Genomic DNA, 15514 nt, shown 5'->3' with positions numbered 1-15514 from the left:
GCAAAAACAGGACTCTTTTCGCCACCAACAGTCTCAATAATGCACCCAACCCCGCCAGATAGCTGTCATTAAAACTTCAATCCGGTGCAAAATCAGGTCGCTAAAAAATAAGACAGCGACAACCTGGCGTGCATGTTTTTTGCAGAAATGAGGATTTCCATATTAGCAAATGACCAAAAAAGGAAAGGAGAAAAAGAACAATGAAAAAATGGATGCTTGCTGTGGTTGCGTGCGTGTTCCTGCTTGGCGGTTCGGCCTACGGAGCGTTCAAATACCAAATCAAAGCCGAGCACGAAGGCGGCAATGTCACCCCTTCTCAAGCCTATGAAATGGTGAAAAACGATCCGGGGCACACCTTTATCATCGACACCCGGACAAGGCCCGAATATGAGTTGATTGGCCATCCGGTGGGTGCGTACAATGTTCCCAAAAAATTCTGGACCGGAAAGCTCGGCGAGAAAGGGTATGGGATGGCAGAAAACCCTGACTTTGAAAAAGATCTGCTGGCACGGTTCAACCCGGCCAGCGACAAATTGATATTCATGTGCCGCAGCGGCAAAAGAAGCTGCCTTTCCTGTCAGGCCGCAATCCAGGCTGGATGGAAGCCGGAAAGTGTCTGCAACATGCTCGGCGGCTTCGAGGGCGACAAAATCAAAAACAAGGACAGCGCCTTTGACGGCCAGCGCAAACTCGGCGGCTGGAAAAACGAAGGACTTCCCTGGACCTATCATATCGACAAAGCACTGGTCTATAAAACCGACCTTGCCCAGTAATGCTGTGGGCAGGCTCTCCTCTCAATGGAGGGAGCCTGCCCGAATTTTTCTTTAATGACGACGGAAACATTCGACACGATCATTATCGGCGGCGGGTTAAGCGGTCTGTATTGCGCACACCTGCTGGCAGCGGCCAACCGGTCCTTCATGGTCCTGGAAGCCCGCGAACGTCTGGGCGGCAGGATTTTAAGCCCCGAACACCAAGGCTTCCACACCGATCTCGGTCCTTCCTGGTACTGGCCGGCCATTCAACCGAGAATGGTACGCCTGATTCAAACACTGGGCCTTCGCGGCTATCCCCAGTTCGAAACGGGCCTGGGAAGGTTTCAATCGTTCACCGGAGATGTTCGTACGGTGCAGGGATATGCAACGCAACCGGCGTCCTGGCGGCTTTGCGGGGGTATGCATGCCCTTGTAGAAAGCCTCGGAAAAACCATCCCGGGAAATGCCATCCGCCTGAACCATCCGGTCTGCGAAATCGAAAAACACCCTTCCGGTGCACAGGTCAGTGTAGGCGATCTGGAAGCCGAGCCACGGCCCCGCTTTCATGCCCGTCACGTTATTCTGGCTCTGCCGCCCCGCCTGGCTGCGGCCACCATTCTCTTCACACCCGAGTTGTCCCACCACTTAACCCAGGCGATGCTTAAAATCGGCACCTGGATGGCGGGGCAGGCCAAATTTTACGCCGTTTACGAATCTCCATTCTGGCGTCAGGCAGGCCTGTCCGGACAGGCGTTCAGCGAACGCGGCCCGTTGGGTGAAATCCACGACGGCTCCAGCCCTGAAAGCAATCCTTGTGGCTTGACCGGTTTTGTCGGCATCCCGGCGGTCCAACGCAGCCGGAAGGAACAACTCACCAAAGCGATCCTTCAGCAGCTCGCCCTTCTGTTCGGCGACCCGGCATCGCGGCCTGCAGCCTTTTTTTACCAGGACTGGGCCACCGAACGCTTCACTGCCACCCCCTACGATCAGCCACCCATGCATCAGCATCCCCATTATCGTCCCCCCGCGGACAAGGCCGCCATCTGGGATGGAACCGTGCTTTTCGCCGGCACGGAAACGGCCAGCGAACAGGGCGGATATCTGGAAGGAGCCCTCGTAACGGCCGAACAGGCGATAGAACGTTTGCAAGCATGAAGCCTGCCCACAGCCTACCCGCATTATTGAAGCACTTTTTTTGTAAAAAAAGCTAACCCACTGATTTACCATTTTTCTTCCATGTCTTTTCATTGGGGCTTTTTAGGGACGGGTGTCAAAATACCGTTCAAGTTCCTCCGGTGGTCTGCCGATAGTTTAGCCTTGATATATATACGCCTCTTAGAACCGAATTGAGGAACTGATGTCTCTTCGTTTCAAGACAATCATCGGAATTGCGTTGATTCAGGCGTTCCTGCTGGTCACCATCATCTGGAATGCCCAGTTTCTGATGCGCCAATCCCACGAGCAGGTACTGCGCCAGAGAGCTGAAACGGCGACACAACTGTTTGCAACGACAATCAAAGAAGCCGTCCTTTCGATGGATCTGGCGTACCTTGACCGTTTCGTAGAAACGGTCGTTAAACACCACGATTTTGTCTATGTCCGCGTTTTGAAGACGGATCGTCGGGTGCTGGCCGAAGCCGGAAAGCCGGCCCTGCTGTCCCGTCCGTTTCATGCCGATACGCATCTTCGTGAAATCGATGACGGTGTTTTCGACGGCTTTTCGCCCATAGAGGAAGCCGGCGTCGATTATGGCCGGGTGGAGGTCGGCCTCTCGACACAAACGATTCTCTCCTCTTTGAAACATTCGCAAACCCGGTTCGCTATTATCGCCGCCATCGAACTTTTTCTTTCGATCCTGCTTTCGGCTCTGTTGGGCTCCAAGTTGGTGCGGCGTTTAAATCATTTCAAGGAGGCCTCGAAGCGCATATCGATCGGAGAGGTGGGCTATCAGATCGAATCCGTGGCGGACGATGAAATTGGAATTACAGCGAAAATGTTCAACCGAATGTCGCTGCGCCTTCGCGACTCTCTTGAGGAAATTAAAAATAAAAACAAATACTTGAAAAAAGAAATCACCAAGCGGCGAGAAGCCGAAACTCAACTGGTCCAGCACCGTGACAATCTGGAAGGCCTGATCAGGCAAAAAACACTGCAGGTTCGGCGGTCGGAAGCCATGCTCAAGATGATTTTGGACTCCATGCCTTATGCCGTTGTGATTGTGGGGACCGAAAAACGGATTCGCTATGCCAATGAAGTGGCGCTTGCCATGATGGGATACGAAACCCGGGAGTGTGTTACGGGACGCGTTTGCTACGAAACATTCTGCCCCACGGAGGCAAACCGATGCCCGATTCTGGATCTGGGAAGAGAACTGGACCGATCTGAACGGACGATTTCGACCAGGGAGGGCAAGAAAATACCGATTCTGAAAAGTGCCACCCGGCTGATTCTGGAAGATGAAGCGGTTGTGCTGGAGACGTTTGTCGATATTACCGAAAGCAAACAGGCCGAGCGGGATCTGAGGAAGGCCAAAATCAGAGCCGAAGAGGCCAATGTTGCAAAAAGCCAGTTTCTGGCCAATATGAGCCACGAGATCCGCACCCCCTTGAACGGTATCATCGGCATGGCTGAATTGGCCTTGGACACCAACCTTTCTCCTGACCAGCGCAAAATTGCCGAGACCATCGAAAAAGAATCCAACACCCTGCTAGAATTGATCAACTCCATCCTTGACTATTCAAAAATCGAGGCGGGAAAGTTTCAACTGGAAAGCATCCCATTCGATCTGCGGGTGCTGATTGAAGACGTGGCCAGCAGCATCGCCATACGAGCGAAAAATTACGGGTTGGAGTTCATCTCCTTTGTCTCCCGGGGCATTCCCGGCAAATTGCTCGGTGATCCGGGCCGCCTTCGACAAGTGCTGAACAACCTGGCCGGCAATGCCTTGAAGTTCACCGAAAAAGGTGAGATCGCCATACGCGCCCATACCGTTGAGGAGGGTCCGGACCACGCATCGATTCGTTTTGAGGTGACCGACACGGGAATCGGCATCCCGGAGGAGCAGCAGTCGTCCATCTTCGACGGTTTCGCCCAGGCCAACGGTTCCACCACCCGACAATACGGCGGCACGGGACTTGGAACGACGATCGCCAAACAGTTGGTCGAAATGATGGGTGGAGAAATCGGTCTGATCAGCACCCAGGGCGAAGGCTCCACGTTCTGGTTTACGGTGGAATTTGAAAAAGCGCCGCAACGGCCTGCAAAAACGGCCGATAACGTCAGCCTTTCCGGATTGAAGGTCATGGTTGTCGATGACATGGACGCTCCGAGGGAAATTATGATGGAGTATCTGACTTACCATGGCATTGAAGCCTTTGAATCCGCCAGCCCGATAGAAGCTCTGGAACGGATCGAGGCGGCCTCGGTATCGCCGCAGCCATTTAACCTCTTGCTGTCGGATATCCGCATGCCGGAGATGGACGGTTTTGAACTCGCCTCCAGAATCAAAGGAAACGATGCCCTGAAAAATATGGCCATCGTTCTCATTTCCGGCATCAACGAAATCGGCGACGGAGAAAAGTGCCGCAGCATCGGTGTGGACGGATACCTCAACAAACCCGTCAAATTGGCGGACCTCACCCAGACCATCAAAATGGTATGTGGGGTGGATGTGACGGCGGATTCGAATTCAAGAACGCTTGTCACACGGGACACCATTGACGAAATGAAAAGCGAGCAGATTCGCGTTCTGCTGGTTGAAGACTATCCGACCAATCAGCAAGTGGCATTGAACCACCTTCACAAAGCCGGTTATCTGGCGGATCTGGCCGAAAACGGTCAGGAGGCAGTCGTAGCCTACGGTCGCAATCCTTACGACATCATCCTGATGGATATGAACATGCCTGTCATGGATGGATACAAAGCGATCGATACCATACGAAAAATGGAAAATGCGTCGGAAAAAGATGGCGCTGCACCGCGTCGGATACCCATCATTGCGATTACCGCCAACGCGCTGAGCGGTGATCGCGAAAAATGCCTGGTCGCAGGGGCGGACGACTATCTTTCCAAACCGCTGAAAAAAGAGCGGTTGCTGGCCATGATCGGCAAGTGGACCGATTCGCCGGTTCCTGAAGCAAATGACGCATGCCTTGAGAAAAACCATGATCCATCGGACCACGCCGACGAGCCGGTGAACTACGCACAGGCGTTGAAAGAGTTCGGCAACGAAGCGGATGTTTTGGCGGATGTCTTGACCGGATTTGTATGCGACGCAAAACAACAGATCGAAAAGGTGCGAAATGCCGTTGTCTATGGAGATACCGATATGATAGCCAGTGAAGCGCATGCAATAAAGGGAGGAAGTTCGAACCTGACGGCCAGCTTTTTGGCCGATGCCGCGGCGGCACTGGAAGCGGCGGCGAAATCCGGATCCTTAACGCAGACCGCCAGCCGGATCGATGCGTTGGAGATCGAGGTTCAGCGGATGGCGCAGTTTGTGGAAACGCTTTAGATTAAAAATGATGGGCGCATATACGTCGCTTTTCTAACGGCTTCGTATAAGTTGAAAAGGACCTTCAATGAAAATCATGATCGTGGACGACGAACGGGTGAGCCGGATAAAAATGCATCAGATTCTAAAAAGTTACGGTGAGTGTCATCCGGTGGAAAGCGGCTTGACCGCCATCAAGGCCTTTACGGAAGCACTGTTGGCCCAAGAGCCCTTCGATCTGATCACCCTGGATATCTCCATGCCGGATTTGGGAGGACCGGAGGTGCTGACATCCATCCGCAAGCTTGAGTCCAAAAACAATATTCCCGCGGAAAAGCGCAGCAAGATCCTTATGGTAACGGCCCATTCCGATTATCCAACGGTTGTCAACAGCATCGAGGCGGGCTGCGACGATTATATTAAAAAACCGTTTTCGGTGGAGCGGGTGCTTCTCAAACTGAATGCAATGGGACTTGCCAGATCCCAGGGTCTCGTATCAGAAGAACCACCGGTTTCCAGCTTTTAAACGTTTTCCCAGTGCAACAGCGAAACCGTAACGGCAGGAATCGGTGACCACAATCCTGCCTTGCATCACTTCTCGCGTTCCACCAGCCCCTTCACAAACCAGCGTTGCATAAAAAGCACCACCAGGATGGGCGGCAGCATCACCAGCAGGGAACCGGCCATGGCCACGTTCCAATAGGGAATGTCATCCACCTGAGGAATCAGATCCTGGAGGCCGATGACCGCCGTGGTCATATCCGGGTCGGTGGTGATCAGCAGCGGCCACAGGTACTGGTTCCAACCGTAGACGAACTCGATGACCACCAGGGCGGCAATGTTTGTCACCGACAGGGGCAGCAGGATCCTGCGGAAAAACATCATGGCCGAGGCGCCGTCCAGCTTGGCAGCCTCGCATAACTCTTCCGGAACGGTTAGAAAAAACTGGCGAAAGAGAAAGGTGCAGGTGGCCGAGGCCACCAAGGGCAGGATCAACCCCGTGTAGCTGTCCAACAAACTCCACTCCAGCACGATTTCAAAGTCATTGCCCACCCACCACTGGATCAGGCTGTTGAGGTGCAGCGTGTCCACCAGCCATTGCAGGGGGCCGAAGATGTTGGCCGCGATCTCGTAGGTGGGCAGGATACGTACTTCCACGGGCAGCATCAGGGTGCAGAAGACCGCGGCAAAGGCCACCTTGCGGAAGCGGTAGTCGAAATAGACAATGGAAAAAGCGCCCAGCATGGAAACGCAGATCTTGCCGATGGTGATGCCCGAGGCCATGATGAACGAATTCATCAATTGTTGCCCTAAATCGCCCTGTTCCCAGGCGGCCTTGATATTTATCCAGAACTGGTCCCCCGGCGCAAGGGGCATGGGCACCTTGGAAACCTCCTCGATGGGAAGCGTCGCCGCTACGATGGTGTAAAATATGGGAAAGCCCACGATGCAGATGCCCAGCATCAGGAATCCGTAAGTTAGTGCGTCGAGTATGGGGGTGCGTTCAACCATAGGTGCGTCACAGGGAATATTGGACTTTGCGCTCCACGAAACGGAACTGGAAAACGGTTATGGTAACGATCAGGATCATGAGCACCACGGACTGGGCCGCCGACGATCCTAAATTCAAGCCGATGAATCCGTCCTGGTAGACTTTGTAAACCAGTGTGTTGGTGGCCCCGCCGGGACCGCCCTGGGTGACGGTATGGATCACGCCGAAGGTTTCGAAAAAGGCGTAGATGACATTCATGACCATCAGAAAAAAAAGCGTGGGGGAAAGCAGCGGGAAGGTGATGGTCCAAAATCGCCGGAAAGGTCCGGCCCCATCCATGGCCGCCGCCTCGATCAGCGAATGGGGCACGGCCTGAAGCCCGGCCATGAAAAAGACAAAATTATAGCTGATTTCTTTCCAGGCACTGGCTAAAACGACCATGATAAAGGCGTCGCTGCCGGAAAGCACCGGATTCCAGTCAACGCCAAGGCGATGCTGAAGGAAATAGGCCACGACGCCGAAGGAGGGATGCAGCAGAAAAAGCCACAATATGCCGGAGATCGCCGGCGCCACGGCATAGGGCCATATCAGCATGGTACGAATCAGGGCCTTGGCCCGTAAGGCCCGGTTGGCCAGAGACGCCAGAAAGAGGCCGAAGGCGATACTGGTGACGGCGGTGGCCAGGCTGAAGACGAGGGTGATACCGATGGATTTCAGATAGAGCGGATCGGTAAAAATATTGATGAAATTGTCGAACCAGACGAAACGGCTGCGTCGACCGAAGGGGTCGCTGAGCATGACCGACTGCAACACGCCCTGGGCCGCCGGCCAGTAAAAAAAGGTCAGGGTGACCAGGATCTGCGGCGTGATCAGCAGGTAGGCCAGTGTCTTCGATGTGAAATGGGAGCGCTTGATCATGAATATCCGGCATCGGCAGGGGCGGTAGGGGCGAAATATATTTCGCCCCTACAACCCATCCCGTGGTCTGTGTAATAAAAACTATTTGTAGGTCTTTTCGAACTCACGCAGCTTTTCGTTGCTGCGCGCCACCGCATCGTCCATGGCCTTCTGCGGGGTCTTGGAGCCGTTCCAGATCAGCTCCATCTCCTCGTTGATGATGTTTCGAATCTGAACGAAGTAACCCAGGCGAAGCCCCCGGGAATTCTTGGTGGGTTTGCGGCGGGTCATCTGTTTGATGCCCACTTCCTGGTAGGGATTTTTGTCGAAGTAGCCCTTTTTCTTCAGGGACTCGTAGGCGGTCACGGTAATCGGGAAATATCCGGTTTCCATATGCCACAACTCCTGCATGTCATTCTGGGCGAGAAAGTCGAGGAAGGCTGCCACACCCTTGTACTCTTTTTTGGGATGGCCTTTCATTACCCACAGGGATGCGCCGCCGATGATGCTGTTCTGGGGCTCCTTCATGCTGGCTTCCACGGGCAGGGGCGCCAGATCCCAGGCAAACTTTGCGTTCTTCTTGACATTGCCGATACCGCTGATGGACTCCATCAAGATAGCGGCATCCCCGCCCACAAAGGCTGCCTGCGGGCCCTGGTATTTCTGTCCTTCGTAGGAAAAGCGGCTGTCCGCCATCCAGGACTTGAGCCGGGCAAGATGGCCGACCACCTGGGGGTTGTTGATCATCAGTTCGCAATCCAGGCCTTCGTAGCCGTTGGCTTTGGAGGCAAAGGGCATGTCGTGAATCGCGCTGTAGTTTTCCACCTGGACCCAGGACTGCCAGGAAGTCACCATCCCTTTTTTCACGCCGGAGGCCACCAGTTTGGCCGTGATGTCGCCCACCTGATCCCAGGTCAACGGCTCGGTCTTGGACGGCATGTCGATGCCCGCGGCCTTGAACAGGTCGACATTGTAGTACATCACCGGAGTGGAAGAGTTGAACGGCATGGAAAGCAGGTTGTTGTTTTCATCAACGTAATAGGAAAGCACCGGCTGCAGGTAGCTGTCCCAATCGATCTTGTAGCCCTGATCGGCCATCAGCTTGTAGACCGGATAGATGGCGCCGGAGAGCATCATGGTCAGGGTGCCTACCTCGAAGGACTGCAGGATGTGGGGGTGCTTTTTGGCCCGATAAGCGGCGACCCCGGCATTGACCGTTTCATCATAATTGCCCTTATTGGTTGCCACCACCACATAATCGCTCTGGGACGCATTGAAGGCATCGACGATCTTTTGCAGGGTTTCACCACGGGCGCCGCGCATGGCGTGCCACCACTGGATTTCAATGGGCTTGGCAAAGACCTGGTCGGCGGCGAACACCGCCAGGACCACCATTACCGCCAACATCATGAATTTTTTCATCATGGCTGCACTCTCCTCCTGATTTAAATGTAACCGATTGAAAATAGTTATAAAAAGGGGGTCTCCTCCCGTACTGAATCTAGGGTAATGGGTTCCTTCTCACTAGTCAAGTATTTATTGGCCCATAAAAGTCAAACGCCGGGTGATTCTGAATTCCATCAGAAAAAACAAACCGTAGGTTAACAATTGCTTGACTTGGAAGGGAAAAGCATGGTCATTTTTCAGCAACACAAACCACCCACTGGCAAACGGATCATCCATGGCACAGGTCATTCTCAAAGACATCGTCAAAAAATTCGGCAAGACGGAAGTGGTGCACGGCATCAGTCTGGATATCGGCAACAAGGAGTTCGTGGTCCTGGTCGGCCCTTCCGGGTGCGGCAAATCTACGGTGCTGCGCATGGTGGCCGGCCTCGAGAAGATCACCGCAGGTTCGGTCAGCATCGGAGAGCGCATTGTCAACGATGTGGCTCCCAAGGACCGGGATGTGGCCATGGTCTTTCAGAACTACGCCCTTTACCCGCACATGAACGTGTTCAACAACATGAGTTTCGGACTCAAGTTGAGCAAAACCCCGAAGGCGGAAATCCTCGAACGGGTTAACGAAGCCGCCAACATATTGGGTCTTGAGGAACTGCTGCAACGCAAGCCGCATCAACTATCCGGCGGCCAACGCCAACGGGTGGCCATGGGTCGGGCCATCGTCCGCAAACCCTCTGTTTTTCTCTTCGACGAGCCGCTGTCCAATCTGGACGCCAAACTGCGAACCCAGATGCGTACCGAAATCAAACGGCTGCATCAGAAGGTGCAGGCCACGATCATTTACGTCACCCATGACCAGGTGGAAGCCATGACCCTGGCCGACCGCATCGTGGTGATGCGCAATGGCCATATCGAACAGGTGGGCCAGCCCATGGAGCTGTTTCAGAATCCGACCAACACCTTTGTGGCCGGCTTCATCGGCAGCCCCCCCATGAACCTGGTGCCCGCCCGCATTGTCAGCGACGACAACCACCTGAATGTCCGGTTCAACGATCAGCTCAGCGTACCCGTCCCCGAAAAGGAAGGCATGGCGGTTCAGCCGGAAACCGATGTGATCATGGGCCTGCGCACCGAAGATTTCACCGTGGACAACGGCAACGGCAGTTTTCCCGAAGAATGGAAGGTCGAAGGCGTCGTGGAGGTCGTCGAACCGCTGGGGGGCGAAACCCACATGCACATGAATTTCAACGGGGTTTCCTTCATCGCCAAAAGCGAGGGCCGCAGAATTTATAAGGCCGGCCAGCAGTTGCGCATGGCCATGAACCTCAACCATCTGCATCTGTTCGACGCCGGTACCACCAGAAGCATCTATTGAGTTCTTCGAAAAACCGCCATGCCGAATGGTCCTTGCATTTATCCACCGGCCTTGCGTTGACTCACGAATAAAATGGGTGTACCTAATACCTAACCCGTGTATCTGCCTTATTTTTTTCCCAGAACCGGTTTAATTATATTTTAACTTTCCAAAGACGGACCGAAACCGTACCGCCGAGCCAGGAGGGACTGCCATGCAGATTTCCATCACCAAAGCCGATCAACTGAAATCCAAGCCGGACGAAAACAAGCTGGGATTCGGCACCATTTTTACCGACCACATGTTCAACATGGACTACAACGTGGAAAAGGGGTGGCATAACCCGCGCATCGAGCCCTATGGTCCACTTTCCATGGATCCCTCCACCATGGTTCTGCACTACGGCCAGGGCGTTTTCGAAGGGCTGAAAGCCTATCGCAACAAAAAGGGCGGCATCCAGCTCTTCCGGCCCCAGGAGAATTTCAAGCGGCTCAACTACTCCAACCGGAAGCTCTGCATCCCCAAAATCGACGAGGCTTTTGCCCTGGACGCGCTCAAGCAACTGCTGGACGTCGAGCAGGCCTGGGTGCCCAGTCAGCCGGGAACCTCCCTGTACATCCGGCCGACCATCATCGCCATGGACCCCTTTTTGGGCGTCCGGGCGTCGTTCACCTACCGGTTCTTCATCATTTTGAGTCCGGTGGGGGCCTATTATGCCGAAGGATTCAATCCGGTAAAAATCATGGTCACCAAGGACCATGTCCGCGCCGTGCGCGGCGGTGTGGGGGACACCAAAACCCTGGGCAACTATGCGGCCAGCCTGTTGGCCGGCGACGAGGCCCACAAGGCCGGCTACACCCAAGTGCTGTGGCTGGACGGTGTCGAGCAGAAGTATGTCGAAGAAGTGGGCGCAATGAACATCTTTTTTGTCATCGACGATGAACTGATCACGCCCATGCTTTCGGGCAGCATCCTGCCCGGCATCACCCGCGATTCGGTAGTCGCATTGGGACAATCCTGGGGGCTGAAGGTCTCCGAACGCAAAATCAGCATCGACGAAGTGATGGACGCCCACGCTTCGGGCCACCTCAAGGAAATTTTCGGCTCCGGCACCGCCGCCGTCATTTCACCAGTGGGAGAATTGAAATACGAAGACACCGTCATCACCGTCGGTGACGGACAGGTCGGCCCCCTGGCCCATCGCTTTTTCGAGGCCATTCAGGAAATTCAGTACGGCGCCATCGAAGGCCCGGCGGGGTGGATCGAAATGGTCTGAGAAAAGAGTTTCATATAGAAAAAAAAGCTCCTCGGCATTAGGAATCCTGGAATCCGTGACAACTCGTAAAAAGGAGTTTGCATGAAAGTCAGAAAAGCGGTTTTTCCCGTCGCCGGTTTAGGAACCCGTTTTCTTCCAGCCACCAAGGCCATGGCCAAGGAAATGCTTCCCATCGTGGACAAACCCCTGATCCAGTATGCCGTCGAAGAGGCCTATGCCTCCGGAATCACGGAAATCATCTTTGTCACCGGCGCCGGCAAGAAAGCCATCGAAAACCATTTCGACCATAGTTGTGAGCTGGAGCACATGCTCATGGCCCGGGGCAAAGACACCGAACTGAAACAGATTCACGCCCTGATCCCCGAATCCGGTTCCATTTGCTACACCCGGCAGAATCAGCCGCTGGGTCTGGGCCACGCCATTTGGTGCGCCCGCAACCTTGTGGGCAACGAACCCTTTGCCGTTCTATTGGCCGACGACCTGATCAAGGCGGAAAAACCGGTCTTGAAGCAGATGGTCGAAAAATTCGACGCACTGCAGTCTTCCATCGTTTCGGTCGTGGAGGTGGATCCCAAGGAGACCAGCAAATACGGTATCCTCGACGCCGACCCACCGGTGGACGGTGTCACCAGGATCCGCGGGCTGGTGGAAAAACCCGCACCGGAAAAGGCGCCTTCCAACCTGGCCATCATCGGCCGCTACATCCTCACTCCGGAGATCTTCGAAATCCTGGAAAACAAGGAGGTGGGCGCCGGCGGCGAAATCCAGATTACCGATGCCATGGCCCGGCTGCTCAAGACCCAGGACATTTACGGCTACCGTTACGAAGGCACCCGCTTCGACTGCGGCGACAAAGCCGGCTTCCAGATGGCCAACCTGGCCTTTTCCCTTGACCGGCCGGATATTCGCGAGCGGCTGCTGCCTTTTATCCGGCAGTTGATCAAGGAATAGTAACACACGAAAACAATTCCGATATGTTGCGATCGCCTTTTGCCGTGGGTCAGGTGCTATACGGCGATACGGGCGGTCTGCAAAATCTTGGGAACGATGTCGGCCCATCCCAGGGGCATCAGATGAACGCCCTGGACCATATCTTTGATCTCCGCGAGGAAGCGGCCCATCATTTCGGCCGCTTTCATTTTGCGGTCTTCTTTTTCCACGCTCCCGATCTCGTCGATCCAGGACTGGGGCACCTCGATACCGGATACGTTATTATTCATGAACTTGCCCATCTGGGGGGATTTTAGCACCACCAGCCCCACCTGGATGGGAACATTCAGTTTGGATGCCTTGTTCATGAAGGTTTCGAACACCTTGCGGTCGTACACCGCCTGGGTCTGGAAAAACTCGGCGCCGGCATCGACCTTCTTTTTCATTTTCATCAACTGAAGGTCCAGCGGCTCGAAGTTGGGATTGACCACGGCGCCATAGGCCATGTCCGGCGGATTTTCGATTTCATTGCCGGTAATGTCATGGCCGTTGCGCAGGCCCATGGCCATGTCGATGAGCTGCACCGAATCGAGATCGAACACCGGCTTGGCCTCTTTGTGGTCTCCCAACTGGATATGATCGCCGGTAATCAGTAAAACGTTGTCGATTCCCAGCGAATAGGCGGTGAGCAGATCGCTCTGCAGGGCGATGCGGTTGCGGTCCCGGCAGGTGAGCTGGTAGACCGGCTCGATCCCTTTTTGCTTCAGTCCCACGCTGGCAGCCAGAGATCCCAGCCGCATCACGGCGCTCTGGTTGTCGGTGACGTTGACCGCATGAACCCATCCCTGCAGGTATTTGGCCTCCTGGGTGCACGTGGGATCGATGGATTTGTCCCGGTTGACGGCGCCCTTGATGGGACCCACTTCACCGGTGACGACAAATTCGCCTTTATCGAACAGGGTGGTCAGTTTCATGACACGACTCCTTTGCGTTTCGTCTATTCAGTCCTGATTGCTGACGGTGACTTTACCGGCCTGGGAACAGAAGGTGGCTTCGGTTTCGCTGACCTTCAGCGTCCGGGGGCGGCTCCACTTGGCGTGATTCTTGGGCTTCTGGTAGGGATCGAGCAGTTCCAGCCGACCCAGTTTTTTCAGCCGTTCGTAGATCATCACCCAGCCGCAGGGGCGCTCCTTGTCCACCTCGCACATGCCGTTTTCGGCGCCGCCGCAGGGTCCGTTGAGCAGCTGCTTGGAACACAGGGTCATGGGGCACAGGCCGCCGGTGAATTCAATGACGCACTCGCCGCACAGGGAACAGTATTCCTCAATGTCTTCAGCCGATACGGTTTCGCCGCCGAAAATCGTATCGCAGCCCGGATGCACCATGCCGCCGTCGGTGGCGTCGATGACGGTGTGAACACCCTGGCCGCAACCCAGGACCAGGAAGCTGTCGGCGTTGGCGATCTGGTCGGCGTAGTCTTCCTGGAGCACCTTGCGGGTATGGTCCAGCTTGCAAAGCGACATGCCCTGGGGACCGGGCACCGTATAGCCGACAACCTCTACGCCGCGCCGGGTCAACCGCTCGGCCATTTTTTCGGTTTCGCCTTCCCCGCCGGAGTGACACTTCCAGGCGCAGTTGTTGCATCCGACAACGAACACTTTCTCCCCGGGCCGGATATAACTGACGATCTCTTCGATGGGTTTCTGAATGGTGGCGTGCATAGAGCCCCCTCCTTGTTTGGATGAAATTGGAATTGCTTGGGCGTTTCAACCCGTGAACAGGTACCAAACGGCTTAATAAAAGGCTTTGTCCGCCTTCCCGCCCGCCGATTCCAGATCTCGGTACAGCAGCTCGAGGCGGGCGTTGGCCAGTTCGATTTTGGTCTGTCGCTCCTCGGCTTCATTGTCGACGGGATAACAGGCCAGGCAGCGTTCGAGGTGAACCGTCCTTCCCTGGCAGGTAACGGCAAAATCGGCCATCAGAAAGACCGTCTTGTTCTCGAAACGATCAAAATGCTCCACCGCAGTAACGAACTCCAGGGTCGGCCGGATGGCAACCTCCCGGCCTTCTCCGGCCAGTTGGACATAATCATAAAGCGCCATGGCCGGATCGTCCGCATCCTGCTGCTGGTCGAACTTGAGCACCATCTCCTCAAGAGAGAACAGCTTTTTTTCGATTGGGATGCCGGCTGTTTCCAGGCGATGATAGTCCCGCTGCAGGTAGCGGTTGGCGACCAGCACCGCCTGGGAGACATGGGGACAGAGATTGTGCGGGCATCCGCGCGCATAACACTTTCGAAACGTATAATCGACCCCGTCGACGGTCCCGCTGTACTGACACAGAAAAATAAACGCCTTGAACGGGTTGGACCGATGTTCGAAGTCAACCGGCAGAATATCGAACGCGGTGTTGCAGACGACGGTCGACCCCGCATTGTGCCGCGAGATCAAGTCGGTGATCCGCAGCGGTGGACGGGTAGGCTGGGTGCCAGTCATGGGAATGCCTCGTAGGGTTCGGGTTCCTGGAATAAGGGTCTAATAGACAAATACCGCATCCGCCTCGATCGCGGCGATGTTGAGCTGAGCGCCGGCCATTATCGTGGCCTCTTCGATCAGGTCATCCGGAGAGATGCCCCGCGCCTTGATGCAGGGACCGCAAACCCAGATGGTGCCGCCCTGCTCGATGAAATCCGCGAGCAATTTCTTCATGGGGGGAAAACCGCCGCTGGCCGGCACGGTGTCGGCAAAGCCTTTTTTGGCGAATACCACGGCGTTGGTCTGGAGAACGACAGTGGCCTGGGTATCCATGGCCAGGGCGGCATTGGCCAGAACGAAGGGGACAGTGGCCTTGTCCAAATTTTCATCACCGTGGGTGCTGACATAGAGTATTTTTTCTTCTTTTTCCGACATGGTTT

The 15514-nt window shown here is 55.0% G+C and carries 14 protein-coding genes; 7 read left to right on the top strand and 7 right to left on the bottom strand.

Going from position 1 to position 15514, the window contains the following annotated elements; genetic code table 11:
- Positions 1-200: 200 nt before the first annotated feature.
- The 4 genes from GN111_RS21130 (at position 201) to GN111_RS21115 (ending at position 5773) form a co-directional block, all read left to right on the top strand.
- Positions 201-773 (top strand): rhodanese-like domain-containing protein, encoded by a 573-nt coding sequence (locus GN111_RS21130; protein WP_155305657.1) that lies wholly within the window; start codon positions 201-203, stop codon positions 771-773.
- Between the two features lie 54 nt (positions 774-827).
- The gene (locus tag GN111_RS21125; RefSeq protein WP_155305656.1) at positions 828-1910 is read left to right on the top strand and encodes a flavin monoamine oxidase family protein; all 1083 of its coding nucleotides are present in this window, start codon (positions 828-830) and stop codon (positions 1908-1910) included.
- A 202-nt stretch (positions 1911-2112) separates the two neighbouring features.
- The gene (locus tag GN111_RS21120; RefSeq protein WP_155305655.1) at positions 2113-5268 is read left to right on the top strand and encodes a response regulator; all 3156 of its coding nucleotides are present in this window, start codon (positions 2113-2115) and stop codon (positions 5266-5268) included.
- Positions 5269-5335: 67 nt separating this feature from the next.
- Positions 5336-5773 carry a response regulator gene (locus GN111_RS21115; RefSeq protein WP_155305654.1) on the top strand — a complete coding sequence of 146 codons (438 nt, stop codon included), beginning with the start codon at positions 5336-5338 and terminating at the stop codon, positions 5771-5773.
- 65 nt (positions 5774-5838) lie between these two features.
- Here the strand turns inward: GN111_RS21115 and GN111_RS21110 are convergent, their stop codons facing one another.
- From GN111_RS21110 to ugpB, 3 genes are all read right to left on the bottom strand, one after another.
- Positions 5839-6759: an ABC transporter permease subunit gene (locus GN111_RS21110; RefSeq protein ID WP_155305653.1), complete on the bottom strand. Its 921-nt coding sequence runs from the start codon at positions 6757-6759 to the stop codon at positions 5839-5841.
- A gap of 7 nt (positions 6760-6766) precedes the next feature.
- Complete coding sequence (gene ugpA, locus GN111_RS21105) at positions 6767-7657, bottom strand: sn-glycerol-3-phosphate ABC transporter permease UgpA (RefSeq protein ID WP_155305652.1); 891 nt, start codon at positions 7655-7657, stop codon at positions 6767-6769.
- An 81-nt stretch (positions 7658-7738) separates the two neighbouring features.
- Positions 7739-9061: a sn-glycerol-3-phosphate ABC transporter substrate-binding protein UgpB gene (ugpB, locus tag GN111_RS21100; RefSeq protein WP_197740393.1), complete on the bottom strand. Its 1323-nt coding sequence runs from the start codon at positions 9059-9061 to the stop codon at positions 7739-7741.
- A gap of 256 nt (positions 9062-9317) precedes the next feature.
- On the opposite strand from ugpB, the gene GN111_RS21095 reads away from it, so the two are divergent.
- The 3 genes from GN111_RS21095 (at position 9318) to galU (ending at position 12621) form a co-directional block, all read left to right on the top strand.
- Positions 9318-10415, top strand: coding sequence for an ABC transporter ATP-binding protein (locus tag GN111_RS21095; RefSeq protein ID WP_155305651.1), 1098 nt, complete (start codon positions 9318-9320; stop codon positions 10413-10415).
- Between the two features lie 193 nt (positions 10416-10608).
- Positions 10609-11670 carry a branched-chain amino acid aminotransferase gene (locus tag GN111_RS21090; protein ID WP_155305650.1) on the top strand — a complete coding sequence of 354 codons (1062 nt, stop codon included), beginning with the start codon at positions 10609-10611 and terminating at the stop codon, positions 11668-11670.
- An 81-nt stretch (positions 11671-11751) separates the two neighbouring features.
- Positions 11752-12621 carry a UTP--glucose-1-phosphate uridylyltransferase GalU gene (galU, locus tag GN111_RS21085; protein WP_155305649.1) on the top strand — a complete coding sequence of 290 codons (870 nt, stop codon included), beginning with the start codon at positions 11752-11754 and terminating at the stop codon, positions 12619-12621.
- Between the two features lie 56 nt (positions 12622-12677).
- Here the strand turns inward: galU and GN111_RS21080 are convergent, their stop codons facing one another.
- The 4 genes from GN111_RS21080 to GN111_RS21065 all read right to left on the bottom strand — a co-directional run bounded on the left by GN111_RS21080 (position 12678) and on the right by GN111_RS21065 (position 15509).
- Entirely contained in the window at positions 12678-13574 is an 897-nt protein-coding gene (locus GN111_RS21080; RefSeq protein WP_155305648.1) for a methylenetetrahydrofolate reductase, read from the bottom strand.
- A 27-nt stretch (positions 13575-13601) separates the two neighbouring features.
- Positions 13602-14321 (bottom strand): methylenetetrahydrofolate reductase C-terminal domain-containing protein, encoded by a 720-nt coding sequence (locus tag GN111_RS21075; protein WP_155305647.1) that lies wholly within the window; start codon positions 14319-14321, stop codon positions 13602-13604.
- A gap of 72 nt (positions 14322-14393) precedes the next feature.
- On the bottom strand, positions 14394-15095 hold the full coding sequence (locus GN111_RS21070; RefSeq protein WP_155305646.1) for a hypothetical protein: 702 nt from the start codon (positions 15093-15095) through the stop codon (positions 14394-14396).
- Positions 15096-15134: 39 nt separating this feature from the next.
- Positions 15135-15509, bottom strand: coding sequence for a DsrE family protein (locus GN111_RS21065; protein ID WP_155305645.1), 375 nt, complete (start codon positions 15507-15509; stop codon positions 15135-15137).
- Positions 15510-15514: the final 5 nt, after the last annotated feature.

The sequence above is a fragment of the Desulfosarcina widdelii genome (assembly GCF_009688965.1).
Classification (GTDB): Bacteria; Desulfobacterota; Desulfobacteria; order Desulfobacterales; family Desulfosarcinaceae; genus Desulfosarcina; species Desulfosarcina widdelii.
Note: the sequence above shows the minus strand (reverse complement) of the source record. Positions and strands in the feature narration are given on the sequence as shown.

Coding starts and splice junctions, on each gene's coding strand:
- GN111_RS21115 (WP_155305654.1), top strand. CDS start 5,336: ATGAAAATCATGATCGTGGACGACGAACGGGTGAGCCGGATAAAAATG.
- GN111_RS21075 (WP_155305647.1), bottom strand. CDS start 14,321: ATGCACGCCACCATTCAGAAACCCATCGAAGAGATCGTCAGTTATATC.
- GN111_RS21070 (WP_155305646.1), bottom strand. CDS start 15,095: ATGACTGGCACCCAGCCTACCCGTCCACCGCTGCGGATCACCGACTTG.
- GN111_RS21110 (WP_155305653.1), bottom strand. CDS start 6,759: ATGGTTGAACGCACCCCCATACTCGACGCACTAACTTACGGATTCCTG.
- ugpA (WP_155305652.1), bottom strand. CDS start 7,657: ATGATCAAGCGCTCCCATTTCACATCGAAGACACTGGCCTACCTGCTG.
- GN111_RS21095 (WP_155305651.1), top strand. CDS start 9,318: ATGGCACAGGTCATTCTCAAAGACATCGTCAAAAAATTCGGCAAGACG.
- GN111_RS21080 (WP_155305648.1), bottom strand. CDS start 13,574: ATGAAACTGACCACCCTGTTCGATAAAGGCGAATTTGTCGTCACCGGT.
- galU (WP_155305649.1), top strand. CDS start 11,752: ATGAAAGTCAGAAAAGCGGTTTTTCCCGTCGCCGGTTTAGGAACCCGT.
- ugpB (WP_197740393.1), bottom strand. CDS start 9,061: ATGATGAAAAAATTCATGATGTTGGCGGTAATGGTGGTCCTGGCGGTG.
- GN111_RS21090 (WP_155305650.1), top strand. CDS start 10,609: ATGCAGATTTCCATCACCAAAGCCGATCAACTGAAATCCAAGCCGGAC.
- GN111_RS21120 (WP_155305655.1), top strand. CDS start 2,113: ATGTCTCTTCGTTTCAAGACAATCATCGGAATTGCGTTGATTCAGGCG.
- GN111_RS21130 (WP_155305657.1), top strand. CDS start 201: ATGAAAAAATGGATGCTTGCTGTGGTTGCGTGCGTGTTCCTGCTTGGC.
- GN111_RS21065 (WP_155305645.1), bottom strand. CDS start 15,509: ATGTCGGAAAAAGAAGAAAAAATACTCTATGTCAGCACCCACGGTGAT.
- GN111_RS21125 (WP_155305656.1), top strand. CDS start 828: ATGACGACGGAAACATTCGACACGATCATTATCGGCGGCGGGTTAAGC.